Annotated in this window: 19 protein-coding genes; 14 read left to right on the forward strand and 5 right to left on the reverse strand. The window is 66.5% G+C overall.

What is annotated here, in order from left to right; translation table 11 throughout:
* Positions 1-56: 56 nt before the first annotated feature.
* From ugpB to IEW01_RS05315, 5 genes are all read left to right on the forward strand, one after another.
* Positions 57-1,376: a sn-glycerol-3-phosphate ABC transporter substrate-binding protein UgpB gene (gene ugpB, locus IEW01_RS05295; protein WP_188526530.1), complete on the forward strand. Its 1,320-nt coding sequence runs from the start codon at positions 57-59 to the stop codon at positions 1,374-1,376.
* A 61-nt stretch (positions 1,377-1,437) separates the two neighbouring features.
* Positions 1,438-2,322, forward strand: a complete 885-nt coding sequence (gene ugpA, locus IEW01_RS05300; protein WP_188526531.1) for a sn-glycerol-3-phosphate ABC transporter permease UgpA — start codon at positions 1,438-1,440, stop codon at positions 2,320-2,322.
* Between the two features lie 10 nt (positions 2,323-2,332).
* A complete protein-coding gene (gene ugpE / locus IEW01_RS05305) occupies positions 2,333-3,181 on the forward strand; it encodes a sn-glycerol-3-phosphate ABC transporter permease UgpE (RefSeq protein ID WP_188526532.1) in 849 nt (282 codons plus the stop codon).
* On the forward strand, positions 3,182-4,228 hold the full coding sequence (gene ugpC, locus IEW01_RS05310; protein WP_188526533.1) for a sn-glycerol-3-phosphate ABC transporter ATP-binding protein UgpC: 1,047 nt from the start codon (positions 3,182-3,184) through the stop codon (positions 4,226-4,228).
* A gap of 161 nt (positions 4,229-4,389) precedes the next feature.
* Entirely contained in the window at positions 4,390-6,459 is a 2,070-nt protein-coding gene (locus tag IEW01_RS05315; protein WP_188526534.1) for a DEAD/DEAH box helicase, read from the forward strand.
* 193 nt (positions 6,460-6,652) lie between these two features.
* Here the strand turns inward: IEW01_RS05315 and IEW01_RS05320 are convergent, their stop codons facing one another.
* Genes IEW01_RS05320 through IEW01_RS05330 form a run of 3 tightly spaced genes read right to left on the reverse strand, consistent with a single transcriptional unit; the run spans position 6,653 to position 11,269 of the window.
* A complete protein-coding gene (locus IEW01_RS05320; protein ID WP_188526535.1) occupies positions 6,653-7,318 on the reverse strand; it encodes a TetR/AcrR family transcriptional regulator in 666 nt (221 codons plus the stop codon).
* A 1-nt stretch (position 7,319) separates the two neighbouring features.
* Positions 7,320-8,864 (reverse strand): trimethylamine methyltransferase family protein, encoded by a 1,545-nt coding sequence (locus tag IEW01_RS05325; RefSeq protein WP_188526536.1) that lies wholly within the window; start codon positions 8,862-8,864, stop codon positions 7,320-7,322.
* A complete protein-coding gene (locus IEW01_RS05330) occupies positions 8,861-11,269 on the reverse strand; it encodes a GcvT family protein (RefSeq protein WP_188526537.1) in 2,409 nt (802 codons plus the stop codon). The genes IEW01_RS05325 and IEW01_RS05330 overlap by 4 nt, the downstream gene beginning before the upstream one ends.
* Positions 11,270-11,402: 133 nt before the next feature.
* Here IEW01_RS05330 and IEW01_RS05335 point away from each other — a divergent pair, with 133 nt between their 5' ends.
* From IEW01_RS05335 to IEW01_RS05350, 4 genes are read left to right on the forward strand one after another with little or no spacing between them, the layout of a single operon-like run.
* Entirely contained in the window at positions 11,403-12,656 is a 1,254-nt protein-coding gene (locus tag IEW01_RS05335) for a sarcosine oxidase subunit beta family protein (protein ID WP_188526538.1), read from the forward strand.
* Positions 12,657-12,664: 8 nt separating this feature from the next.
* Positions 12,665-12,952, forward strand: a complete 288-nt coding sequence (locus IEW01_RS05340; RefSeq protein WP_188526539.1) for a sarcosine oxidase subunit delta — start codon at positions 12,665-12,667, stop codon at positions 12,950-12,952.
* Complete coding sequence (locus tag IEW01_RS05345) at positions 12,949-15,852, forward strand: sarcosine oxidase subunit alpha family protein (RefSeq protein ID WP_188526540.1); 2,904 nt, start codon at positions 12,949-12,951, stop codon at positions 15,850-15,852. Before IEW01_RS05340 ends, IEW01_RS05345 begins: the two co-directional genes overlap by 4 nt.
* A complete protein-coding gene (locus IEW01_RS05350) occupies positions 15,845-16,384 on the forward strand; it encodes an aminomethyltransferase family protein (RefSeq protein WP_188526541.1) in 540 nt (179 codons plus the stop codon). Before IEW01_RS05345 ends, IEW01_RS05350 begins: the two co-directional genes overlap by 8 nt.
* Before the next feature lie 25 nt (positions 16,385-16,409).
* Here the strand turns inward: IEW01_RS05350 and IEW01_RS05355 are convergent, their stop codons facing one another.
* Positions 16,410-17,585 (reverse strand): MFS transporter, encoded by a 1,176-nt coding sequence (locus IEW01_RS05355; RefSeq protein ID WP_188526686.1) that lies wholly within the window; start codon positions 17,583-17,585, stop codon positions 16,410-16,412.
* A 548-nt stretch (positions 17,586-18,133) separates the two neighbouring features.
* On the opposite strand from IEW01_RS05355, the gene IEW01_RS05360 reads away from it, so the two are divergent.
* The 4 genes from IEW01_RS05360 to IEW01_RS05375 all read left to right on the forward strand — a co-directional run bounded on the left by IEW01_RS05360 (position 18,134) and on the right by IEW01_RS05375 (position 21,771).
* Positions 18,134-19,108: an ABC transporter substrate-binding protein gene (locus IEW01_RS05360; protein WP_188526542.1), complete on the forward strand. Its 975-nt coding sequence runs from the start codon at positions 18,134-18,136 to the stop codon at positions 19,106-19,108.
* A 126-nt stretch (positions 19,109-19,234) separates the two neighbouring features.
* The gene (locus tag IEW01_RS05365; protein ID WP_188526543.1) at positions 19,235-20,269 is read left to right on the forward strand and encodes an ABC transporter permease; all 1,035 of its coding nucleotides are present in this window, start codon (positions 19,235-19,237) and stop codon (positions 20,267-20,269) included.
* Between the two features lie 11 nt (positions 20,270-20,280).
* Positions 20,281-21,348 carry a betaine/proline/choline family ABC transporter ATP-binding protein gene (locus IEW01_RS05370; protein WP_188526544.1) on the forward strand — a complete coding sequence of 356 codons (1,068 nt, stop codon included), beginning with the start codon at positions 20,281-20,283 and terminating at the stop codon, positions 21,346-21,348.
* Between the two features lie 87 nt (positions 21,349-21,435).
* Positions 21,436-21,771 (forward strand): 5-carboxymethyl-2-hydroxymuconate Delta-isomerase, encoded by a 336-nt coding sequence (locus IEW01_RS05375; protein ID WP_229738082.1) that lies wholly within the window; start codon positions 21,436-21,438, stop codon positions 21,769-21,771.
* Positions 21,772-21,821: 50 nt separating this feature from the next.
* Here IEW01_RS05375 and IEW01_RS05380 read toward each other — a convergent pair whose 3' ends face one another.
* Positions 21,822-22,520, reverse strand: a complete 699-nt coding sequence (locus tag IEW01_RS05380) for a helix-turn-helix domain-containing protein (protein WP_188526546.1) — start codon at positions 22,518-22,520, stop codon at positions 21,822-21,824.
* A gap of 259 nt (positions 22,521-22,779) precedes the next feature.
* Here IEW01_RS05380 and IEW01_RS05385 point away from each other — a divergent pair, with 259 nt between their 5' ends.
* Positions 22,780-24,114, forward strand: coding sequence for an MFS transporter (locus tag IEW01_RS05385; RefSeq protein WP_188526547.1), 1,335 nt, complete (start codon positions 22,780-22,782; stop codon positions 24,112-24,114).
* Positions 24,115-24,170: the final 56 nt, after the last annotated feature.

Consider the following 24,170-nt stretch of genomic DNA (forward strand, 5'->3'; position numbering starts at 1 on the left):
GTTACAAAGGTGGCGCAACAACGCGGGGTCAATCGGACCATTCAGGGAAAGCGAACATGCTCCGCAATATCACCGTTTCCGCCCTTGCGCTGGCTGCCACCACCGCCACCGCGCAGGCCCAGACCGAAATCAACTGGTGGCACGCCATGGGCGGCGAACTCGGCGCCAAGCTCGAAGAGATCGTTGCCGGCTTCAACGCCAGCCAGAGCGATTACGTGGTTAACCCGACCTACAAGGGCAACTACACCGAAACCATGACCGCCGCGATCTCCGCCTTCCGCGCGGGCGAACAGCCTGAGATCGTTCAGGTTTTCGAAGTCGGCACCGGCACGATGATGGCCGCCAAGGGCGCCGTCTACCCGGTCTACCAGCTGATGGCCGACATGGGCGAGCCCTTCGACCCGAACGCCTTCCTGCCCGCCGTGGTCGGTTATTACACCGACACCGACGGCAACATGCTGTCGATGCCGTTCAACTCCTCGACCCCGATCCTCTACTACAACAAGGACGTCTTCGCCGCCGCCGGGCTCGACCCGGAAGTGGCGCCGAAAACCTGGGGTGAACTCGAAGCCTTCTCGAAGCAGATCATCGACACCGGCGCCGCGACCTGCGGCTTCACCACCGGCTGGATCTCCTGGGTGCAGCTCGAGAACTTCTCGGCCTGGCACAACCAGCCGATCGGCACGCTGGAGAACGGCTTCGGCGGCCTGGAAACCGAGTTCGTGGTGAACGGCCCGGTTCAGGTGAAGCACTGGGAAAACCTCGCCAATTGGCAGAAGGACGGTGTCTTCCAGTATGGCGGACCGGGCGGCGGGGCCGACTCGGCGCCGAAGTTCTACGCCCAGGAATGCGCGATCTACATGAACTCGTCGGCCTCGCGCGCCGGCGTGGTCGCCAATGCCACCGATTTCGAGGTGGGCTACGGCATGCTGCCCTATTACGACGATGTCGAGGGTGCGCCGCAGAACTCGATCATCGGCGGTGCGACGCTGTGGGTTCTGCAGGGCAAGGACGAGGCAAACTACAAGGCCGTGGCCGATTTCCTGAGCTACCTGTCGTCGCCGGAAGTGCAGGCCGACTGGCACCAGTTCACCGGCTACCTGCCGATCACCTCGGCGGCCTATGAGCTTGGCCAGGAACAGGGCTACTACGAGGCCAACCCCGGCACCGAGGTCGCGATCCAGCAGATCACGCTGAACGCGCCGACGGCGAACTCGAAGGGCCTGCGCTTCGGCAGCTATGTCCAGATCCGCGACATCATCGACGAGGAATTCCAGCGCCTTCTCTCGGGTGAGGTCGACGCCCAGGGCGCCCTGGACAGCCTTGTCGAGCGCGGCAACGTGATGCTGCGCGACTTCGAAGACGCCAACAAGTAATGCGTCAAACATCAATCCGATCCGCGCCTTCCGGGGCGCGGATCTTTGCCATGCAAAGATCATGCAGACCAAACGCACCATCTTCCGCAATCTCTGGTTGCCCTATCTCCTGGTTGCTCCGCAGCTTGCGATCACCCTGATCTTCTTCCTGTGGCCCGCCGGACAGGCGGTCTGGCAATCGTTCCTGCGCGAAGACGCGTTCGGCCTGAAGACGACCTTCATCGGGCTGGGCAACTACGAGCGCCTGTTAGACAACCCCGAATACCTCAATTCGCTGAAGGTGACGGCGGTGTTCTCGATCTCGACCGCCACGCTCGCCATCGTGCTGGCGCTGGTGCTGGCATTGGCGGTGGACCGGATGCTCCGGTCGGCGCGGGTCTATACCACGCTGCTGGTCTGGCCCTATGCCGTCGCCCCGGCGATCGCAGGGGTGCTGTGGTGGTTCATCTTCAACCCCACCATCGGCATCCTGCCCTACCTGCTCGACCGCGTCGGCTACGACTGGAACCATTCGCTGATCAAGCGCGACGCGATGATCCTCGTCATCATCGCCGCCGCCTGGAAGCAGGTGAGCTACAATTTCCTGTTCTTCGTCGCCGGCCTGCAGGCGATCCCGGCCTCGATGCGCGAGGCCGCGGCGATCGACGGCGCCGGCCCGTTCAAACGGTTCTGGTCGATCACCCTGCCGCTCCTGTCGCCCACCACCTTTTTCCTGCTCGTGGTGAACGTCGTCTACACCATGTTCGACACCTTCCCGGTGATCGACGCGGTCACCTCCGGCGGCCCGGCGCAGGCGACGAACATCCTCGTTTACAAGGTCTACCGCGACGGTTTCGTCGGGCTGAACCTAGGCTCCTCCGCGGCGCAATCGGTGATCCTGATGGCGATCGTGATTTCGCTTACCGTCATCCAGTTCCGCTACATCGAGCGGCGCGTGACCTACTGAGGGGGCAAAGATGGTCGAAAATCAACGCTGGCTGAACATTCTCGCCCACCTCGTGCTCATCGCCGGGGTGCTGGTGGTGGCCTTCCCGGTCTACATCGCCTTCATCGCCTCGACGCATGAGCCTTCGGCTTTCGTCTCGGGCGTGGTGCCTCTGCTGCCCGGCTCCAACGCCGCCAACAGCTACGCCGACGTGCTGACCGGCGGGGTCTCGTCGCAGATGTCGGTGCCGATCAGCCTGATGCTGAAGAACTCGATGATCATGGCGCTCTCCATCGCCATCGGGAAGATCGTGATCTCGATCCTCTCGGCCTTCGCGATCGTCTACTTCCGCTTCCCGTTCCGGCAGGCCGCGTTCTGGATGATCTTCATCACCCTGATGCTGCCGGTCGAGGTGCGGATCGTGCCGACCTTCCAGGTCATCTCGAACCTCGGGATGCTCAATTCCTACGCTGGCCTCTCGATCCCGCTGATCGCCTCGGCGACCGCGACCTTCCTGTTCCGCCAGGTCTTCCTGACCATCCCCGACGAGCTGATGGAAGCCGCGCGGATCGACGGCGCCGGGCCGCTCAAGTTCTTTAAGGACATCCTGCTGCCGCTGTCGCGCACCAACATCGCGGCGCTGTTCGTGATCTTGTTCATCTACGGCTGGAACCAGTACATCTGGCCGATCCTCGTCACCACCGACGACAAGTATCAGACCATCGTCGCCGGGATCAAACGCATGGCGGACGTGGTCGATAGCGAACCGCTGTGGAACTACATCATGGCAACCAGCGTGCTGGCGATGCTGCCGCCGGTGGTCGTCGTCATCATGATGCAACGGCTCTTCGTGAAGGGCCTTGTCGAAACGGAGAAGTAAATGGCCGGGATCACTCTCGAGAACGTCGGCAAGACCTATGCCGGCGACGTGGCCGCGGTGGCGGACGTCAACCTTGAAATCAACGATGGCGAGTTCGTCGTGCTGGTGGGGCCGTCGGGTTGCGGCAAGTCCACCTTGCTGCGGATGGTGGCCGGGCTGGAAACCATCACCGAGGGCCGCGTCACCATCGGCGCGCGCGTCGTGAACAATCTCGAACCGGCCGACCGTGACATCGCCATGGTGTTCCAGAACTACGCGCTCTACCCGCACATGACGGTGCGCCAGAACCTCTCCTACGGGCTCAAGAACCGCCGTATGCCGCGCGATGAAATCACCCGCCGGGTGGATGAAGCGGCTGGCATCCTCGAAATCGGGGAGTATCTCGACCGCAAGCCCAGGGCGCTCTCCGGCGGCCAGCGCCAGCGCGTGGCGATGGGCCGCGCCATCGTGCGCGAGCCGGCGGCCTTCCTGTTCGACGAGCCGCTCTCGAACCTCGACGCCAAGCTGCGGGTCTCGATGCGCGGTGAAATCCGCAGCCTGCAGAAACGTCTCGGCACCACCTCGGTCTACGTCACCCACGACCAGCTCGAGGCGATGACGCTGGCCGACCGGCTGGTGGTTTTGAGGGGCGGGCGGATCGAGCAGATCGGTGCGCCGATAGAGGTTTACCGTCGCCCGGTTTCGACCTTCGTGGCGGGCTTCATCGGCTCGCCGGCAATGAACCTCCTGCCCGGAACGCTGCAAGGCGGCCAGCTTCACGTCGGCGGGCAGAGCTTCGCGGTCGAGGTGGCCGGAAACGAAAAGGTCGAGGTCGGTATCCGCCCCGAGGATCTGCGCCCGGCGAAGAGCGGCGAGCCGGGCCTCGCCGTGTCGCTCGCCTATGTCGAGGCGCTCGGCGCGCAGCAGCTCGGGCATTTCCGCGTCGACGGCCACCCGCTCGTCGCGGCCTTCCCCCCCGACCAGCTCGTCCATGACCGGATGTCGCTCGCCTTCGACCGGACCATCCTGCACCTGTTCAGCGCCGAGACGGGCAAACGGTTGAATTAGGGCGGGGCCCGGTTTTCAGCGTCCGTGCGCGCAAAAAATGCTCAAAACCGGTCTTGTTCGACGCTTCGGCAAGGCTGTCCCTAGACATGCGGCGCCCATTGGCCTAGCGATGCGATCTTTGGCGCGCCATGTCGGCGCATGGCCTCACGGATGCTTCTCTCATGATCTCGACCCTTTCCGATGCCCTGGCCGAACGCGGCTTCGACACGCTCACCGACGTGCAGCAGGCGGTGACCGCCCCCGAACTCGCCGATGCCGACCTGTTGGTGTCGGCGCAGACCGGATCGGGCAAGACGGTGGGGTTCGGACTCGCGATCGCGAAAACGCTTATGGGAGAAGGCGACCGGTTCGGCCCTCCGGCCGCCCCACTGGCGCTGGTTGTCGCCCCGACGCGGGAACTGGCTCTCCAGGTGCAGCGCGAACTGGTCTGGCTCTATGCCAAGGCCGGTGCCCGCGTGGTGTCCTGTATCGGCGGGATGGATGCGCGCGAGGAGCGGCGCGCGCTGGAGCGCGGCGCGCATGTCGTCGTCGGCACGCCCGGACGGTTGCGCGATCATATCACCCGCGGCGCGCTCGACCTGGGCGATATCCGCGCCATCGTGCTCGACGAAGCCGACGAGATGCTCGATCTCGGCTTTCGCGAAGATCTCGAATTCATGCTGGGCGCCGCCCCGGCGGATCGGCGGACATTGCTTTTCTCGGCCACCGTCCCACAGGCGATCGCCGAACTGGCCAAGCAATTCCAGCGCGATGCCGTCCGTGTGACGACGCTGGGGCGCGGCACGCAGCATACCGATATCGCCTACCAGGTGGTGCAGGTCTCCGCCGCCGATGCCGAACACGCCATCATCAACCTTTTGCGCTTCCACGATGCCCCCACGGCCATCGTCTTCGCCAACACAAGGGCCGCCGTCAGCCGCCTGTCGGCGCGCTTCGCCAACCGCGGCCTCGCGGTTGTCAGTCTGTCGGGCGAGTTGAGCCAGGATGAGCGCAGCCACGCGCTGCAGGCGATGCGCGACGGCCGGGCGCGGGTCTGCGTCGCCACCGACGTGGCCGCGCGCGGGATCGACCTGCCGAACCTCGATCTGGTGATCCACGCCGATCTGCCGAGCAATACCGAGGGCCTGTTGCACCGCTCTGGCCGCACCGGCCGGGCCGGGCGCAAGGGGATTTCGGCGCTGATCGTGCCCGACAAGATGGCGAACAAGGCCGCGCGGCTGTTGAAATGGGCCAAGATCGAAGCCGAATGGACCCATGCGCCCACCCCGGAAGAGATCTTCACGCTCGACGAGACCCGCCTTTTCGCCGATCCGGTCTGGACCCCGGAACTGTCTGACGCGGAAACCGCCTTCGCCGCGAAACTCTTGGCCGACAAGAGCCCCGAACAGATCGCCGCTGCCTGCCTGCGGCTGTACCGGGCCGGCCTGTCGGCCCCCGAGGAACTGAACGCCCCGACCGGCAAGGCTCCGCGCGGCGAGCGCGCGCCTTTCGGCCCCTCGGTCTGGTTCGAGCTGTCGGTTGGGCAGGACCGCCGCGCCGAAGCCCGCTGGCTGCTGCCGCTCCTGTGCCGCGCTGGCAACCTCGACAAGGCGCATATCGGCAAGATCCGTGTCCAGCCCGAGACGACGCTCGTGGAAATCGCCGAAGTCGCCGTGCCGGGCCTGCTCGACAGGCTCGGCCCCGACGCCGTTCTGGAAGACGGGATACGGGCGAAGAAACTCGACGGTCCCGTCGAGAAGCCGCAACGCCCCGAGCCGTCGTCGGAACGTCCGCGCCCGGCCAGAAAGGACGAGGCAAGCCCGCGCCCGTTCCGCAAAGCCCCGCCGCAGGGCGATGCCCCGCGCGCCAAGCCGCGCTGGGACAAGGGGGCCAAGCCGCAGCCCGCGAAAGGCCCCGCGCCCGCGAAGCGGGCGGAGCCAGAAGCCGCGGCGCCCGCGCCCGCACCGGCGAAACCGCCGGCGAAGGATACCCCCCGCAAGCCGCGCCAGACCGGCGCGCGCAAACCGGATGGGGGCAAGCCGTGGAAAAAGCCGCAAGGCGGCGCGCGGACCGAACCGGCGGGCGAATCCGGCCGGGGCAAGAAGGCGGGCGAGGCAGGTCGGGGCAAGGCGCGCTCCGGCGCCTCCGACACGTCGAAGCGCATGGAGCGGCCCGACAGCAAGAAGCGGCGCACCGGAAATGCGAAACCCTACAACAAGGGCGGAGACGCCCCGCCGCGCCGCAAGCGGTAGCGCATGTTGCGGCCGGGGGCGCCCACCGCCCTCGCGGCCAGGGCTTCCTCGACGCCTTCGGCCCGCATCAAGCGGCGGATCGCGAGACAGCGGGCAACATGGGCCTTGCGCCGAAAATGCGTGGATAGCCTGAGCGGACACCATTCCGGAAAAGCGAACCTGACCATGATGGATCCGCCCTCAGGGCCATGGTTCAGCGCCTGGCCTTTTCCCGGGCGAAGGCGAACAGGGCCTCAAGCTCGCTCTGGCGCGGCGGCTGGCCGGTGAAGCCGAGCAGGTAGCCCTCGGTGCGCGCGAGCCGGTCGCGCAGCGGTTCGGCCTGGTCGAGCGCATGGTAGCCAAGCTGCATGAAGTAGAGGATGCGGGCGCGCACGTCAGCCTCGTATTGCGTGAAGCCGTGGCGCTCGAACATCGCGGTGATCGCCGAGATCCGCGCGGAATCGGCAAGGTCGATCCGCTTGCGCACCTTGCCATCGCGCCGCGACCATTCGCGCACCGCGAAGTCCAGCCCCTGGTCGAACAGCTCGGGATCGAAGAAACAGCGGAAGAAATTGCATACCGCCTCGGTGATCGTTTCCGCGTCGAGCGCGCAATGGGCCTCGATCACGGCGGTGTTGCGGCCCTCCCAGTCGTCGAGCAGCGCGTTCAGCAGGTCCTTGCGGCTCTTGAAATACCAGTAGAAACTCGATCGCGAGACCCCGAGGCGCTCGCCGATCGCCAGCACCTTGACCTCCGCAACCCCATCGGAGACGAGGATGTCGCGGGCGACGTTCAGCCAGTCTTCGCGGGTGACCTTCACGTGGCCGACCAGCGGCGCCTTCTGCGGATCGTCGCGGTGCAGGATCGGGCGCTCGGCCATCTCAGCTCTCCGGCGCGGCGCCGCCCTCGGCGGTGCGCCGGGCGATGAATTCATGCAGGGCCTCGACCCGCGCGGGGTCGGTGGCGGGGCGCTTGTCGGCGGCGACGATCCCTTGCCAGACCCCGGTAGCCCGCTCCGAGGCGGTGACTCCACCCTGATCCTGCCAGCGGCCGTAGTTCGACCAATCCGCCACCAGCGGGGTGTAGAACTGCGTCTGATAGCGCGCCATGGTGTGATCGCAGCCGAAAAAATGCCCGCCCGCGCCGATCTCTGCGATGGCGTCGCGCGCGAGGTCCGCGTCGTTTGCCGAGGTCGCCGTGCACAGCTCGGCCACCATCTGAAGCACCTCCATGTCGGTGATCAGCTTTTCGTAAGACAGCGAGAGCCCGCCTTCAAGCCAGCCTGCGGCGTGAATGATCACCGTCGTGCCCGACAGCAGGTTGCCCCAGAGCGCGAACTGGTTTTCGTTCGCCGCCTGGGCATCGGCGATATTGGCCGCCGACCCGCTGGCATTGCGGAACGGCAGGCCGATATGGCGCGCAAGCTGACCGGCGGCGAGCGAGGCAGTGAACTGTTCGGGCGTGCCGAAGGCCGGGCTGCCGGACTTCATGTCGACGTTCGAGGTGAAGGTGCCATAGAGCACCGGCGCGCCGGGCCGGGAGAGTTGGGTGAGCGTGATCGCCGCGAGCGCCTCGGCGTGGCTCAGCACCATCGCGCCCGCCACCGTGATCGGCGCCATCGCGCCCATCAGGGTGAACGGCGTCACGATGCAAAGCTGGCCGTGGCGGGCGAAGTCGATCAGCCCCTGCGCCATCGGAATATCGAGCGCGCGGGGCGAATTGGTGTTGATGATCGTGTAGCTCCACGGCTCGGCGCGGAAGGCGTCGTCGCTGAGGCCGCGAAAATCGCGCAGCATCTCGAAACTGTCGAGCGCCTGCGGCGTGCCGCGGGCATAGACGAAGGGCGCCTTGTCCGACAGCGTCAGCTTGGCTTCGATGGTGAAGTAATGCCGCAGATGCGGTTCGATATCCTGCGGTTCGACCAGCGAGGAGATCATCTGGAACGCATCGAAATGCTGCGAGATTTGCACCAGTTCGCGGAAATCCCGGCCAAGGCCCGGGCGGCGGCCGCGGGCGAGATCGGTGGCGTGGGGCGCGCCGCCGCCGGGCTGGAACACAAGTCGGCCAAGCTCCAGCAGCACGTCGCGCTCGGGCACCGCGCCGCGCAGGTTGATCGAGGCGGGCGCGGTGGCGAGCGCTGCCGCGACGATCTCGCGCCCGATCCGCACGATCTGTGTGCCCTCGTCCACCTGCGCACCGGCGGCGCGATAGATCGCGCGGGCCTCGGGCAGCAGAACCATGATGCCGTCGTCCTCGAGCACCGAGAGCGCGGCCTCGTGGATCGCCTCGATCCGGTCGTCGGAAAACGCCTTCATCACCGGAAAGGGGTTGCGCAACGCGCGGTAATTCACTTCTCGCGCGGGGGCCTCGGCGCCGCGCGCACGGGCGCCGCGCCGCCGTGCGCGGGGTTGGCCGGTGCCGCTCATGTCGTCCTCATTGCCACGCCTTCGGGGTCATGCGGCGAGGGGGCGATCACCCGCGCCGCCCGCTCGGCTCCGACCACGTGCACCGAGAGCGCGGTGCCCTCGGCGGCGCAGTCGCGGTCGATCATCGCCAGCGCGAGCGATTTTCCGGTCCAGTGACCGAAGCCGCCGGAGGTGACGAAGCCCACCCGGCGGCCGTCGTGCCATACCGGCTCGTAACCGCTGGCGTCGGCGTCGGTCGCGTCGATCTCCAGCGTGGCGATCACCTGTGCCGGGCCGTTGCCGTCGCGTTCGGCCAGGGCCGCCTCGCGGCCGATGAACGCGTCCTTGTCCCAGGCGATCCAGCGATCCATCCCGGTCTGGCCGGGAGTGTAGATCTGCGTGAACTCACGCGACCAGATGCCGAAACTTTTCTCCAGCCGCAGGCTGCCGAGGGCTTCGAAGCCGATTTCGCGCATGCCCAGATCGGCCCCGGCGTCGAGCAGGGCCCGGCGCAGCGCAATATGTTCGGCGGCGCTGCAGTTGATCTCGTAGCCAAGCTCGCCGGTGACCGAAAGCCGCCCGATCCGGGCGCGGATCAGCCCGATATCAAAGCGGCCGCAGCCCATGAAAGGGAGGTCGGCGATCGGGCCGTCGGTGAGCTTTTCCAGCACCTTGAGGCTGTTCGGGCCGGAGAGGCTGAAGCCCACCATGGCGTCGGAGATGTCGGTGAGATGCACGCCGGGTTCCATATGGTCATTAATCCAGCGCATGTGCCATTCGCGCAGGTAGTAGGAGCCCATGATCCACCAACTGCCGTCGCCCCAGTTGAACAGGGTGAGATCGCCCTTGAGCCGCCCGCTTTCGCTCAGCATCGGCGCGAGCTTCGCGCGGCCGGGCCGGGGTAGGGCGCAGGCCATCATCCGGTCGAGCAAGGCCTCGGCGTTCGGGCCGCTGACCTTGAAGCGCGAAAAGCCCGCGATATCGAGCAACCCCACCGCCGAGCGCGTGGCCTTCACCTCCTCGGCCACGAGATCGAAGGCATTCGAGCGTTTCAGCGTCGGGGTTTCCTCGAAGCCTTCCGGGGCGAAGTAGATCGGCACTTCCAGCCCCCAGCTTTCGCCCCAGCGCGCCCCGGCGGCGCTCATCGCGTCATGTGCCGGCGCCATTTTGAGCGGGCGGCCCGCGGGCAATTGCTCGTTGGGGTAGGTCATCACGAAGCGGCGGGAATAGAACTGGCCGGTGGTCTGGCGGATGTATTCCTTGTTCTGGGCGTAGTCGCCGTAACGGGCCACGTCCATGCCGAACACGTCCGCTTCGGTCTCGCCGTGGATCATCCACTCGGCGAGGCTCTTGCCGACGCCGCCGCCCTGCAGGAAGCCCGCCATCACCGCGCAGGCGCACCAGTAGCCGGGCACCCCGCGCACCGGGCCGACCAGCGGGTTGCCATCTGGCGAGAAGGTGAACGCCCCGTGCACCCAGGTTTTCACCCCCGCCGTCTGCAACACCGGGAAGCGGTGGAAGGCCGCCATCAGCTCGTTCTCGATCCGGTCGGGATCTTCCTGCAGAAGCTCGATGCCGTAACTCCACGGCGCGCCGTCCATCATCCAGTGCATATGGTCGATCTCGTAGATCCCGACGAGCATGCCTTTCTGGTCTTGCCGCGAGTAGGTGAAGCCCTCCAGGTCGACCACCATCGGCAATTCGCTCTCGAGCGCGGCGATTTCGGGGATGGTCTCGGTGACGAGGTAGTGGTGCGCGAGCGGCGACAGCGGCAGCTCGATCCCGGCCATCCGGCCGACCTGCTTGGCCCAAAGCCCGGCGGCGTTGACGACGTGTTCGCAGCTGATCGTGCCCTTCTCGGTCACCACCTGCCAGCCCTCGGGCACCTGGTGCAACTCCAGCACCCGGTTGTGCTCGATCACCGTGGCGCCGCGCTTCTTCGCGGCGATGGCATAGGCATGCACCGTGCCGGTGGTGTCGACGTAACCTTCGCGGTCGGCCCACATGCCGCCGAGGATGCCCTCGGTGTTGAGCACCGGGCTGAGCCTGCCCGCCTCCTCGGGGGTGATCAGGTGCACATCCTCGATCCCGATCGACTGGAACCGGCGGTAGGAGCTTTGCAGCCATTCCCAGCGGTCCGGCGTGCCGGCGAGATGCATGCCGCCGGTCATGTGCAGCCCGATCGACTGGCCGCTTTCGGCCTCGATCTCCGACAGAAGGTCGATCGTGTAGCCCTGCAGGGCGGCGATGTTGGGATCGGCGTTGAGCGCGTGTATGCCGCCCGCCGCATGCCAGCTCGACCCGGCGGTAAGCACGTCGCGCTCGATCAGGCAGACATCGCTCCAGCCCAGTTTCGCGAGGTGATAGAGCACCGAGGCACCGACGACACCGCCGCCGATCACCACAACGCGGTAATGCGATTTCATCGCGCCCTCCCTGACAGGCCCAGATGTTTCGGGCGACGGTAGATCGGGTGTGCGATTCCGTCTAGACATTTTTGTCCAATACTATTTCCATGGGGTGGACCGCGGCATCCGGCGGCGCGGTGGAGAGAGGCCAATGGGACGGTTTTCGGCATTGCGGCTGTTGCGCGAGGGGCTGACCGGCAATCGCGGCTGGACGCCGCATTGGCGCGATGCCGCCCCGCAGCCGGCCTATGACATCGTCGTCATCGGCGGCGGTGGCCACGGGCTCGCCACCGCCTACCAGCTCGCCGCGACCTATGGGCAGAAGCGCGTGGCTCTGCTCGAAAAGGGCTGGATCGGCGGCGGCAATGTCGGGCGCAACACCACCATCGTGCGCGCCAACTACCTGTTGCCCTCGAACCAGGGGTTCTATGCGCTGTCGCTGCGGCTGTGGGAGCGGATGGAGCAGGATCTCAATTACAACGTGATGATGTCGCAGCGCGGCGTGCTCAACCTGTGTCATTCCGACGCCCAGCGCGACGCCGCCATCCGGCGCGGCAACACGATCCGTCTGTCCGGTGAGGGTGCGGTCTATCTCGATGCCAAGGCGCTGAAGAAGGACTGGCCGTTTCTCGATTACGACAACGCTCGTTTCCCGATCAGGGGCGGGCTGTTGCAGCCCCGCGCCGGCACCGCGCGCCACGACGCGGTGGCCTGGGGCTATGCCCGCGCGGCCTCCGATCTGGGGGTGGACATCATCCAGAACTGCGAGGTCACCGGGTTCGACATCCGCGGCGGCAAGATCTTCGGCGTCGAGACCACGCGTGGGGCCATCGCGGCGGGCAAGGTCGGCGTCGCGGTGGCGGGCAATACCTCGCGGCTGATGCAGATGGCGGGCCTGCGGATGCCGATCGAGTCCCACGTCCTGCAGGCCTTCGTCACCGAGGGGCTGAAGCCCGTCATCCCCGGCGTCGTCACCTTCGGCGTCGGGCACTTCTACATCAGCCAGTCCGACAAGGGCGGGCTGGTCTTCGGCGGCGATCTCGACGGCTACAATTCCTACGCCCAGCGCGGCAACCTGCCGATGGTCGAGCATGTCGCCGCCGCCGGGGTGTCGATGATGCCGATGATCGCGCGTGCCCGGCTGCTCAGAAGCTGGGGCGGGATCATGGACATGACGATGGACGGATCGCCGATCATCGACCGCACCCCCGTCGAGGGGCTCTATCTCAATGGCGGCTGGTGCTACGGCGGGTTCAAGGCAACCCCCGGCTCGGGGCTGGTCTTCGCCCACCTGCTCGCCACCGACACGCCGCACGAGGCGGCCACGGGCTTCCGGCTCGACCGTTTCGCGCGCGGGCATGTCATCGACGAAACCGGCCACGGCCCGACGCCGAACCTGCAATAGGAGGGCCCATGATCATCGACCACCCCCTGCTCGGCCCGCGCGACAGCGACGAGTTCACCTATCTCGGCGACGCCAGCCTGCTCGACCGCCCCGACGGGCTTGGCGAAGACGCCGCCGCGCGCTTCGCGGAGTATGTCTACATGCGCGACAACCCGGCGGGGCTGCACCGCGAGCTCTGGTTCCACGCGGCGGGCGATCTCTCCTGGCTGGTGGTCACCCGCAACACGGCAACGCACGAGATCACCGCCGTTGAACTGGCCAGCGACGTGACGCGGGCGCGGAGGGCGGGCAAATGAGCGGGGCGTTTCGCCTGCCCGGTGGGCTGGTCGACCGCGACCGCCCGCTCGGCTTCACCTTCAATGGTCGCCGCTACCGGGGTTTCGCCGGTGATACCTTGGCCTCCGCGCTGCTCGCCAACGGCGTGCGCCTCGTGGGGCGCTCGTTCAAGTATCACCGCCCGCGCGGCATCTTCACCGCCGGCAGCGAGGAGCCCAACGCGTTGGTGACGCTGGGCATGGGGCGCAACGCCTTGCCCAACAGCCGCGCGACGATGGTCGAGCTTGCCGACGGGATCGCGGCGTTCAGCCAGAACCACCTCGGCCCGCTCGGCTTCGACCCGCTGGCGGTGACCGACCTGCTCGCGTCCTTCCTCGGTGCCGGGTTCTACTACAAGACCTTCATGTGGCCGAAAGCTTTCTGGGAACGGCTTTACGAGCCGTTGATCCGCAAGGCCGCCGGGCTTGGCCGCCTGCCGGCCGGGGCGGACCCGACGCTCTACGACAAGGGCCACCTGCATTGCGATGTGCTGGTGATCGGCGCCGGGCCGGCCGGGCTCGCCGCCGCCCGCGCTGCCGGTCAGGCCGGTGCGCGGGTGATCCTCGCCGACGAGGGCTTTCGCCCCGGCGGGCGCCTGCTCGCCGAGCGCCACGAGATCGACGGCGCGCGCGGGGCGGACTGGGCAGCGGCGCAGTGGCAGGCACTTGCCGCGATGCCGAACGTCCGGCTCATGCCGCGATCCACGGCGTTCGGGCTTTACGATCACGGCATTACCGGCGTCTTGGAGCAGGTCGCCCCCGACGCCCGCGCCGCCGACAAGCCGGCCGAGATCCTCTGGCGCGTTCATACCCGCCGCATCGTGCTGGCCGCAGGGGCCACCGAGCGCCCGCTGGTGTTTCCCGGCAATGACCGGCCCGGGATCATGCTCGCGGGCGCGGTGCAGGCCTACGTCAATCGCTGGGCGGTGGCGCCGGGCCGAAGGGTCGCGATCCTCGCCAATCACGACGGCGGCGCGGCGCTGGCGGCGGAACTGGAAGCGTCCGGGCTCGACATCGCGGCGGTGATCGACGCGCGGCGCGATCCCGCCGTGGTCGCCACAAGGGGGCGGCGCGGGCTGCGGGCGCTAACCCTCGCGGACGGACGCCGGATTGCTTGCGACGCGCTCGCCGTCTCCGGCGGCTGGTCGCCCAACCTGCACCTCGCCGTGCACCGCGACGGCAAGCCGCTCTGGCGCGACGATATCCAGGCCTTCGTGCCGGGGGAGGTGCTGCCCGAGGGGCTCGCGGTCGCCGGGGCGGCGGGCGGCAGTTTCGGGTTGCGCGACTGCCTTGCCGAGGGGGGCGGCGCCGGGCGCGCGGCGGCCGAGGCTTGCGGCTTCACGGTGCCCGACGCGCCCGGCTTCGCGGCCGACAACGCGCAACACCCGCCCGCCCCGATCTGGGAGCTTTCGCCGGGGCGGGGCCGGGCCTGGGTCGATCTGCAGAACGACGTGACGACCAAGGACATCCGGCTGGCCCACCGCGAGGGGTTCCGCTCGGTCGAACATCTCAAGCGCTACACCACGCTCGGCATGGCCACCGACCAGGGCAAGACCGGGAACATGCTGGCGCTGGCCCTGATGGCCGGGCACACCGGGCGCAGCATCCCCGAGACCGGCACCACCCGCTACCGCCCGCCCTACGTGCCGATCAGCCTCGGCGCACTCGCCGGGCGCGAGGGCGGGCACGGGTTCAAGCCGGTGCGTCGCAGCCCGACGCATGATTGGGCGGCGGCGCGTGGAGCCTCTTTCGTCGAAAGCGGGTTGTGGCTGCGCGCCGAGTGGTTCGCGCGGGCGGGCGAGAGCGGCTGGCGCGCATCGGTCGACCGCGAGGTGATCGCAGTGCGCGCGGGCGTCGGCATCTGCGATGTCTCGACGCTCGGCAAGATCGACATCCAGGGCCGCGACGCCACGGAGTTCGTCGACTTCGTCTATTGCAACGGCTTTGCCAAGCTCCCCGTGGGCCGGGTGCGCTACGTGTTGATGCTGCGCGAAGACGGGATCGTGATGGATGACGGCACCACCGCGCGCTTGGGCGAGAACCACTACCTGATGACCACCACCACCGCCAATGCCGGGCCGGTCTTCCAGCACCTCGAATTCGTCCGCCAGTGCCTGCGGCCGGAACTCGACGTTCACCTCGTTGCCGATACCGACGGCTGGGCGCAGATCGCGGTGGCTGGACCGAAAGCGCGCACGCTGCTCGCCCGGCTGGTGGATGCGCCCTTCGACATCTCCGATGCGGCCTTTCCCTTCATGGCCTGCGCCACGCTGACGGTTTGCGGCGGCACCCCGGCGCGGCTGTTCCGGATCTCGTTTTCGGGCGAGCTTGGCTACGAACTGGCGGTGCCCGCCCCCTTCGGCGCGGCGCTGGCGGAAGTTTTGATGGCGGCGGGCGCCGATTTGGGGGTCACGCCCTACGGCGTCGAGGCGCTGAACGTGCTTCGGATCGAGAAAGGCCACGTGTCGGGGCCGGAACTCAACGGCCAGACCGCGCCCAAGCATCTCGGGCTCGGCCGCATGGCTTCGCAAGGCAAGGACTACATCGGCCGCGCCCTCGCCGGGCAGACCCGCATCGACGGGGCCGAAACCGCTCGGCTGGTGGGCCTGCGACCGACCGACAGAACGCAGCCGCTCAGCGCCGGCGCGCATCTCCTCGAGCCGGCCGCCCCGCGAACCCAAACGCATGACCTGGGCTGGATCAGTTCTGTGGCGTTCTCACCAACCCTCGGCCATCACATCGGGCTTGCGCTGTTGAACGACGGCGAGGCGCGGATCGGGGCGCGGCTCTGCGCTGTCGATGCCATCGGCGATACCGAGGTGGAGGTCGAGATCGTGCCGCCGCAGTTCATCGACCCGGAAGGAGCACGGCAACGTGGCTGAATACCGTCTCACCCCAACCCCGGCGATCGCCGCCGCGCCGGTTGAGATCGGCGGCACCCGTCTCGCGCCGCGTGCGCCCGAAGCGGTGCAGACGCTGGTGTTGCGCACGCAGGATCCCGCGGCCCTCGCCGCCGCGATCGAGGCGGCCCTCGGGCCGCTGCCGGCGATCGGGCAAAGTGCGCTCACAAGGGCGGGGGCCGTGCTCCTGCGCCCGTCGCGCGAGCGCGGTCTGCTGATCGGCCGTTGCCCCGCGCTCACCTTGACGCCGAATTTCCACGCCGTCGACCAGACTGGCTTCTGGGCCATGATCGCGCTGGAGGGCGAGAGCGCGCGATCCGTGCTCGAGCGGCACTGGCGGCCCGACCTCGGCGATACTCGCTTCCCGCCCGGGGCGGTGGCGCAAAGCAGCCTGTCGGGCGTGGCGGTGACCCTGTTTCGCGAATCCGCGCAGGGCTTCGGGATCCTCGCGCCGCGCTCCTATGCCGCGTGGCTGTTTGACGAACTCGCCACCACCCTGCTCTGGGTTTGCTGAGCGCGCGGGCGATTTCCGGACGGGGTCACACCATCACGGCGCGCTCCCGGACGTGGCGGTTGCGCAGCGCCAGCGCCAGCGCCGTCGGCAGGACGGCTGCACCGAGAAACATCGTCTGCACCCCGAAGGCTTCCGCCGCGACGCCGGCGAAGGCTGGTCCCAGAACGCTGCCCGCCGCCGTGGCAAGAAGCGCCGCCGTGAAGCTGAGCGACGGCAGCCTGGGGAACAGGCGCTCCGACCAGAACGCGAGGACGGCGCTCGTCATCATCACGTGCACCCCCTGCAGCCCGGCCGAAGCGGTCAGCCCCACCCAGCTTCCGGGCAGAACCGCCGGCAGCGCGACCGACAGCGCCCCGGCCAGCATCACCAGCCGAAGGAGCCACGGCAGGCCGATGGCCCGCTTCACCCGCCCGGTGGTGAGGCCCGCCAGGCCGAACAGGCCGTAGACCATGAACACCATCGCGGGCGTGGCCCCGGTGGGCAGGCCGCGAACCCCGCCGCGGTTCAGCATGTGGTCGGCGGCAAAGGAAATGTAGATCGCCGAGGTCGTTCCGTAGGCGAAGGCAATGGCGAAAAGGGGCAGCGCCGCGATCCGCAGAAGATCGCGCCATGCCCCTCGGGGCATGGACGTGGTGTCCTTGTCGATCTTGCGCAAAACGGCCCAGTTGACGATCAGCACGACGGCGCTCGCGATCGCGAAGAACGCCCAGCAAACCCGCCATGACAGGCCCGTCAGCACCATGATCAGCGCCGCAGCACCAGCGGCCACGACCCCGACACTTGTTCCGGTGCTGATCTCCGACAGCGCCGTGGGCCGGTCCACGTCGAAGACCTTGCGGTGAACCGCGTCGTTGAACGGTGTCCAGGCGAAGCCGGCGCTCGACGCGGCCAGGAAGACGCCGAGGGCCAACACGAACAGGTTCGGTGCGAAGGTGATGATGCCCATGCCGGCCGTCGCCGCGATCAGGCCCGACAGCACCGGCGCTTCAGGCCCCCGCCGTATCAGCAGCGCCTGCGCGATCAGTAGGCCGAGGAAGAAGCCGGTGAAACCGAGGCTGGAGACGAACCCGACCGCCGAGGTCGACATCGCGAATTCCGATCTGAACTCCGGCACGAAGAGGCCGAACCCCATCCGCCCCGGTCCGAAGCTGATGGCCGTCGCGGCAAAACCCGCTGCTGACAGGCTCTGGAACCAGGTGATGGCATCCTCCTGCTGTTATCCGGCTATCCGCGCGTGCTGGCACCGACGTGGTGGCACCGGCCGCGCGAGGCAAGGCGCCGCCTGCCGGAATGCCCGGCCGGCTTCCGGACGGCCGCACGCGGTGAGGTCACCCTGAAAGGGTGCTGCACCGGGTGCAACCCCCGCGCCGCGCCGGGGTTTTGGCGCAGGCCCGGCGGCCAACGCTGCGCACGATCCGGGCGGATGCGTGGTGGTTTGACTGTCTGACTGTGTGTTCGCGGAAGATACTTAGAAAACACCTAATATATTACCCCATCAGAATATCGAGATATTTGGATCTTTAGCTCATTGGAACAATGACTTGAGAGATAGGCCGAGGTTCCTTTTTTGAACATGTGGCAAAATCTCACCTTGAATCCTTAGGTAAACTCAATATTGTCCGCCTCAATGGATCGACCGGGTTGGCGGCGCCGCGTTGCGGACGCTGCTGGCTTTGGTCGATTCGGAAGTGCGGTGAGCGCGCTTCCCGTGCAGGTCGCGAAGACCCACACAAAACGAAAGGATCAACCATGAACCGTTTTACCAGACTCCTCGGCGCAACCGCGCTGGCGTTTCCCTTTGCATCGGCTGCTCAGGCGCAGGACTGCGGAGAGGTCTCGATCGCGCAGATGAACTGGGCGGCAGCCAAGGTTACCACCGAGGTGGCCCAGTTCATTCTTGAAGAAGGCTATGGCTGCGACGTCACCCTGGTGCCCTCCGATACGGTTCCGGCCATCGCGTCGGTTGCCGAGAACGGCGAGCCCGATGTCATCACCAACTTCTGGCTCAACTCCGCCGGCGAGGCCTATGACAAGCTCGAAGAGCAGGGCAAGGTCCAGCGGCTGACCTCCGTGCTGGAGCCGGGCGGCGTCGAAGGCTGGTGGATTCCCACCTACCTGGCCGAAGCGCACCCCGAGCTGACCACCATCGAAGGGGTCATGAACAACCCCGAGCTGGTTGGTAACCAGTTCAACAATTGCCCCGATGGCTGGGGCTGCCGCGTGGTCAGCGACAACCTGGTGCGCGCCCTCGACCTCGAGGCCACGGGCATCAAGGTCTTCAACCACGGCTCGGGCGAAACGCTGGCCACCTCGATGGGTGCCGCGGTGAACGACCAGGAACCCTGGTTCGGCTACTACTGGGGTCCGACCGTGCCGATGGGCAAATACGACATGACCCGGGTCAGCCTCGGTGACTACAACGAAGAGGCATTCGCCAACCTGCAGAACCCGGACACGCCGGATCCGCAGGTATCGGAGTTCCCGGCGGCGCCGATCCTGACCGCGGCGACGACGGACTTCATCGAAAGCAACCCCGAGGTGACCGAGTTCTTCACCAAGATGAGCTTTCAGACCAGCACGATGAGTGCGCTGCTGGCATGGGCGGACGCGAACAACGCCTCCTACGAGGAGACGGCCGCCTACTTCCTTGGCACCTACAAGGACCAGTGGTCGCAGTGGCTGAACGACTCGGCGCGCGAAAACCTCGCGGCCCTGCTTCAGTAAGCACGGCACGAAATCAGGCGGGGGCGGCCAGAGTGTCGCCCCCGCTGCTATCTCTTCCGCCCAAACGGACGCATCCCTCCTGCGACGTGCGGGCTCCCCGGCACGCATCACAGGAGCGCATGATACATGGCCACCTATGACTTCCTGTTCTCGGCTCTCGGCTTGCAGGACTGGTGCGAGAGCAGCGGCACCACCGGGCCGATATCGCTCTCCGCCCTGCGCGACAGCGCCAGGGGCGAGACGGCTGCAGATGTCTCGATCTGGGATCTGCCCTTTCCCTCGATGGACGCGCTCAACGCGGCGTGCCAGTCGTTTCCGCGATCGCGCGAGCTGACCCTCGGGCTGGAGCGCGGATTCCTGTCGATCAAGGACAGCCTCAGCATTGTGCTCGATCCCCTCACACAGCCGCTCAGCTGGGCCCTCGAGGCCGCGCTTTACGGTGTTCTCAACACGCCCTGGTGGATCATCATCCCGCTGCTGCTGCTGGTCACCTGGCTGGTGTCGCGGTCCTTCACGCTGCTGGCTTTCGTCAGCGTGTCGTTCCTCGGCCTCGCCTTCATAGATCACTACGATTACGCCATGCAGACACTGGCGATCATCCTGGTGTGCGCCTTCATATGCGTGCTGTTCGGGGTGCCCATCGGCATCGCGATGTCGCGATCCAATACCATGCAGCGGATGACCATTCCGGTGCTCGACATGCTGCAGACCCTGCCGCCCTTCGTCTACCTGATCCCGCTGATCTTCCTGTTCAGCGTGACCGAGCCCAAGCTCTACGGTATCGCCATCATCCTTTACGCCATCGTGCCGGTGATCCGCCTGACCGACCTGGGCATCCGCATGGTCGACCAGAGCGTGATCGAGGCTGCCGACGCCTTCGGCATGACCGACCGGCAGAAGCTGTTCGGCGTTCAGGTGCCGCTGGCGTTGCCCAACATCATGGCCGGCGTCAACCAGACGATCATGATGAGCCTCGCCATGGTGGTGATCGCCTCGCTCGTCTCGGCCCCCGGCCTGGGTGTTCTGGTGCTGCGCGGCATCCGCAATCTCGAACTGGGTGTCGGCCTGGTCGCGGGCCTCGGCATCGTGATCCTGGCAGTGGTTCTCGACCGCGTCACCAAGGCCGCGCTTGCGCGCATCAACTCGACCCATAAAGCGTGAGGACCAGCCCGATGGCCAAGAAACGAACGCTTCTGGAGATCAAGCATCTCTACAAGATCTTCGGCCCCGAGCCGGAAGCCGCGCTTGAGCGGGTGCGCGCGGAGGGGCTCGGCAAGAGTGAGCTCATGGAGCAGACAAACCATGTGCTGGCTCTCAACGACATCAACACCGAGGTGCGCGAAGGCGAGATCACGGTGATGATGGGCCTTTCGGGGTCGGGCAAGTCGACCCTCATCCGCCATCTCAACCGGCTGATCGAGCCCACGGCTGGCGAGATCCTGCTCGATGGCGAGGACGTTCTCGCCCTGTCGCAGGAACAATTGCGCCGCATGCGCCGCGAGCGCATGTCGATGGTGTTCCAGAACTTTGCGCTGCTGCCGCACCGCACGGTTCTCGATAACGCCGGGATGGCTGCCGCCACGCGCGGCGACAAGCGCGCCGATTACGAAAAGGACGCGCGCAAATGGCTCGACCGTGTCGGGCTGGGCGGCAATGCCGACCAGTACCCGCACGAGCTTTCGGGCGGTATGCAGCAGCGTGTCGGGCTGGCGCGCGCGCTTGCGTCCAACTCGCCGATCATGCTCATGGACGAGGCTTTCTCGGCGCTCGATCCGCTGATCCGAACCGACATGCAGGACCTGTTGCTCGAATTGCAGTCGGAATTGCAAAAGACCGTCGTGTTCATCAGCCACGATCTCGACGAGGCGCTGAAACTGGCCGATCACCTGGTGATCCTCAAGGACGGTTTCGTCGTTCAGCAGGGCGAGCCGCAACACATCCTTCTGGAACCCGAGGACGACTACATCGTCGACTTCGTGTCCGACATCAACCGCGCCCGGGTGCTGCGCGTCCGCTCGGTGATGAACGAAAGCGGCGATCCGGTTGCCGAGGGCGCGGTCGAGGTCGACCACGACGACACCCTGGAATCCGTCCTGTCGAAATCCGATGGCGCGATGGAGGCCCGCTTCGTGGTCACCCGCGATGGCGTCCGGGTCGGCACGCTGGACATGGCCGAGGTGCTGAAAGCGCTGGTGCCGGCCGCGGCTTCGGAGAGCGGGATGCGCACGCAGGCGACCTGACGCCGCCGCGGGGTCTCGCCCAGGCGGACCAAGGATTCCGGGTGCACGACGCCGGCAGGCGGGTTATTCACCCTCATGCCCCATGTCGTGATCGAATATTCCGAATCCCACCTTGGCGAGCCCGAGATCCGCACCCTGATGCAGGCGGCCTTCGAGGTTTGCGCCGGATCGGGCGTCATGCAGGCCGACGATGTGAAGGTTCGCGCCCTGCCTTTGAAATACGTCCTGTTGCAGGGGGGCGCCACGAGCTTCGTGCACATCACCTTGTCGCTGCTGGCCGGCCGCACCCCGCAACAGAAGGAAGCCCTCGCCATCGCGCTGCGGGAAAGGCTTGGCGGCGATTTTCCCGATATCGACGCGCTCAGCATCGACGTGCGCGACATGGACCCGGTCGCCTACAAGAAACGGTTGCGCGGGGCTTGAGCTTGAACCCCTGCGCCCCGGGTCGGCCGGGGCGCAGGCGGCTCGACGGGCTAGAGCAGGAAGTCGTCGATCAGCGGCGTGGGCTTGGCCAATCCCTCGAGGTCGGCCCGGTCGGTGATGCTGATGCGATTGCCATCGACCAGCACGCCGTAGGGCTTCAGGGCCTTGAGCGCCCGGCTGAGGTTTTCCGGCGTCATGCCGAGCAGCGAGGCGAGGCGGCGCTTCTCGTAGGGCAGGGTGAAATCCTCGGCCCCGTGCGCGCGATCCTGCTGGCGCAGGAGGTAATTGGCCAGCCGTTCCAGCGAGCTGCGCAGCTTGAGATCTTTCTGTGCCTTCACAACCGAACGGTAAGCCAGGGCGAGTTCGGCCACGATGGCGCGGGCAAAATCGCCGTCGATATCGAAGATCGCACGCACATCCTGACTGGGAATGAGGGCGATACGGCTCTTTTCGAGCGTCCGTGCCGACATCAGGTAGGGCGCATCGCGGATCGTCGCCGCGAGAATGAAGGTCGACACCGGCCGCAACGTCGCCATCGAGGTTTCGTGCCCGTTCCAGCGCGCGAAAAGATCGACCTTGCCCGAAAGCACCACGTGCAGGAAATCGCTCGGATCACCCTCCGAGATCAATTCGATCTGCGGCGGAAAGTTCTGCACATAGGCGGCCCGCATCAGGGCCGAGAAGTTCTCTTCGGACATCTCCGAGAACAAGTGCAGTCCGCGCACTTCCTCGAAAAATGAATCAGGCATCGCGTCATCCGATCTTTTTGCGGGCCATCGGAGCCTTCGATGCTAATTGATTTTTGTCAGGCAGGCCATTGATCTATTTTCTTCTGGTGATTGATCAAGCCTTCCACCAGCCATGACAAGTTTTGCTAAGTCATTTATTTACAAAGATTTTTGATCCGTTTCTGATCTAGATCAAACGCGTTTTCACGGTTGCCGGTCACGTCTCTGCACAAGCCCGTTAGCGGGCAGGACAAACCGCAGAGGTATGGAGGGGCGGCTCATGCACATACTCGAAGGCGTATCTCGCACGGATCAGTACCGCGCCCTGGGGCTGAGCACATTCGCGTTCACCGTGTGTTTTGCCGTCTGGACCATCTTCTCGATCATCGGTGTGCAGATCAAACAGGATCTCGGCCTCTCCGATACCCAGTTCGGCCTGCTCGTGGCCACGCCGATCCTCACCGGGTCGATCAGCCGGATCTTTTTGGGGATCTGGACCGAGCAGGTCGGCGGCCGCGCGCTTTTCCCGATACAGATGCTCGTCACCTCGGTGGCGGTCTGGCTGCTCACCTGGGTGACGACCTACGAGATGTTCCTTGTCGCCGCGCTCGGGCTCGGGCTTGCGGGCGGGTCATTCATCATCGGCGTGGCCTATACCTCCCGCTGGTTCGAGAAGGAGCGCCAGGGCACCGCGCTGGGCATCTTCGGCATGGGCAACGTCGGCGCGGCGGTCACCAACTTCGGCGCGCCCTTCCTCGTGGTCGCGCTCGGCTGGGAGGGCACGGCGCGGGTCTATGCGGTGGTGCTGGCGATCACCGCCGTGCTTTTCTACGTCCTGTCGAAAACGGACCCGGCACACGCGGCGCGCAAACTCTCGGGTGCGGGCCCGGTCTCGACCGGTCAGCAACTGGAGCCGCTCAGGAAACTCCAGGTCTGGCGGTTCGCAACATATTACTTCTTCGTCTTCGGCGGTTTCGTCGCGCTCGCCTCGTTCCTGCCGCGGTATTACACCGGCGCCTACGGCCTCGAACTCACGACGGCCGGCGTCTTCGCCGGGCTCTATTCCATGCCCGGTTCGATCTTCCGCGCGCTTGGCGGCTGGATGTCGGACAAGTGGGGCGCGCGCTTCGTGATGTATCTCACCTTCATCGTCTCGCTCGTGGTGTTGTTCATCCTGAGCTACCCGCAAACCAGCTACACCGTGCAGGGAATCGAAACGCCGATCGAGTTCAATTTCGGGTTGACCGTGGGCATGTTCGTCGGCCTCACAGTGGTGCTCGGCTTCGTGATGAGCCTCGGCAAGGCGGCGGTCTACAAGCACATCCCGGTCTACTACCCCAACCACGTGGGTTCGGTCGGCGGCCTCGTGGGCATGATCGGCGGGCTCGGCGGTTTCGTTCTGCCGATCGTGTTCGGAATGCTGCTCGACGTCACCGGCGTCTGGACCGCACCTTTCATGCTGCTTTTCGTGGTCGTGCTGGTGATGACGATCTGGATGCATGTCGCGATCCGCCGGATGGAGCGGCGCAAGCACCCGCAGCTCGCCGGCGAACGCGACCTCTCCGACCTTCCCGACGAACCCTACGGAACCGCGCCCGCGCACCGGGCCGACTGACACGACACCCGGCGCGGTCCGCGCGGCCACGCCCCGAGAAAACGCAAAGAAGGACA

The organism is Sinisalibacter lacisalsi (assembly GCF_014640115.1).
GTDB lineage: Bacteria > Pseudomonadota > Alphaproteobacteria > Rhodobacterales > Rhodobacteraceae > Sinisalibacter > Sinisalibacter lacisalsi.

Excerpts from the sequence above, each read along its gene's own strand:
- ugpB (WP_188526530.1), top strand. The coding sequence starts at position 57 with ATGCTCCGCAATATCACCGTTTCCGCCCTTGCGCTGGCTGCCACCACC.
- ugpA (WP_188526531.1), top strand. The coding sequence starts at position 1,438 with ATGCAGACCAAACGCACCATCTTCCGCAATCTCTGGTTGCCCTATCTC.
- ugpE (WP_188526532.1), top strand. The coding sequence starts at position 2,333 with ATGGTCGAAAATCAACGCTGGCTGAACATTCTCGCCCACCTCGTGCTC.
- ugpC (WP_188526533.1), top strand. The coding sequence starts at position 3,182 with ATGGCCGGGATCACTCTCGAGAACGTCGGCAAGACCTATGCCGGCGAC.
- IEW01_RS05315 (WP_188526534.1), top strand. The coding sequence starts at position 4,390 with ATGATCTCGACCCTTTCCGATGCCCTGGCCGAACGCGGCTTCGACACG.
- IEW01_RS05320 (WP_188526535.1), bottom strand. The coding sequence starts at position 7,318 with ATGGCCGAGCGCCCGATCCTGCACCGCGACGATCCGCAGAAGGCGCCG.
- IEW01_RS05325 (WP_188526536.1), bottom strand. The coding sequence starts at position 8,864 with ATGAGCGGCACCGGCCAACCCCGCGCACGGCGGCGCGGCGCCCGTGCG.
- IEW01_RS05330 (WP_188526537.1), bottom strand. The coding sequence starts at position 11,269 with ATGAAATCGCATTACCGCGTTGTGGTGATCGGCGGCGGTGTCGTCGGT.
- IEW01_RS05335 (WP_188526538.1), top strand. The coding sequence starts at position 11,403 with ATGGGACGGTTTTCGGCATTGCGGCTGTTGCGCGAGGGGCTGACCGGC.
- IEW01_RS05340 (WP_188526539.1), top strand. The coding sequence starts at position 12,665 with ATGATCATCGACCACCCCCTGCTCGGCCCGCGCGACAGCGACGAGTTC.
- IEW01_RS05345 (WP_188526540.1), top strand. The coding sequence starts at position 12,949 with ATGAGCGGGGCGTTTCGCCTGCCCGGTGGGCTGGTCGACCGCGACCGC.
- IEW01_RS05360 (WP_188526542.1), top strand. The coding sequence starts at position 18,134 with ATGAACCGTTTTACCAGACTCCTCGGCGCAACCGCGCTGGCGTTTCCC.
- IEW01_RS05365 (WP_188526543.1), top strand. The coding sequence starts at position 19,235 with ATGGCCACCTATGACTTCCTGTTCTCGGCTCTCGGCTTGCAGGACTGG.
- IEW01_RS05370 (WP_188526544.1), top strand. The coding sequence starts at position 20,281 with ATGGCCAAGAAACGAACGCTTCTGGAGATCAAGCATCTCTACAAGATC.
- IEW01_RS05380 (WP_188526546.1), bottom strand. The coding sequence starts at position 22,520 with ATGCCTGATTCATTTTTCGAGGAAGTGCGCGGACTGCACTTGTTCTCG.
- IEW01_RS05385 (WP_188526547.1), top strand. The coding sequence starts at position 22,780 with ATGCACATACTCGAAGGCGTATCTCGCACGGATCAGTACCGCGCCCTG.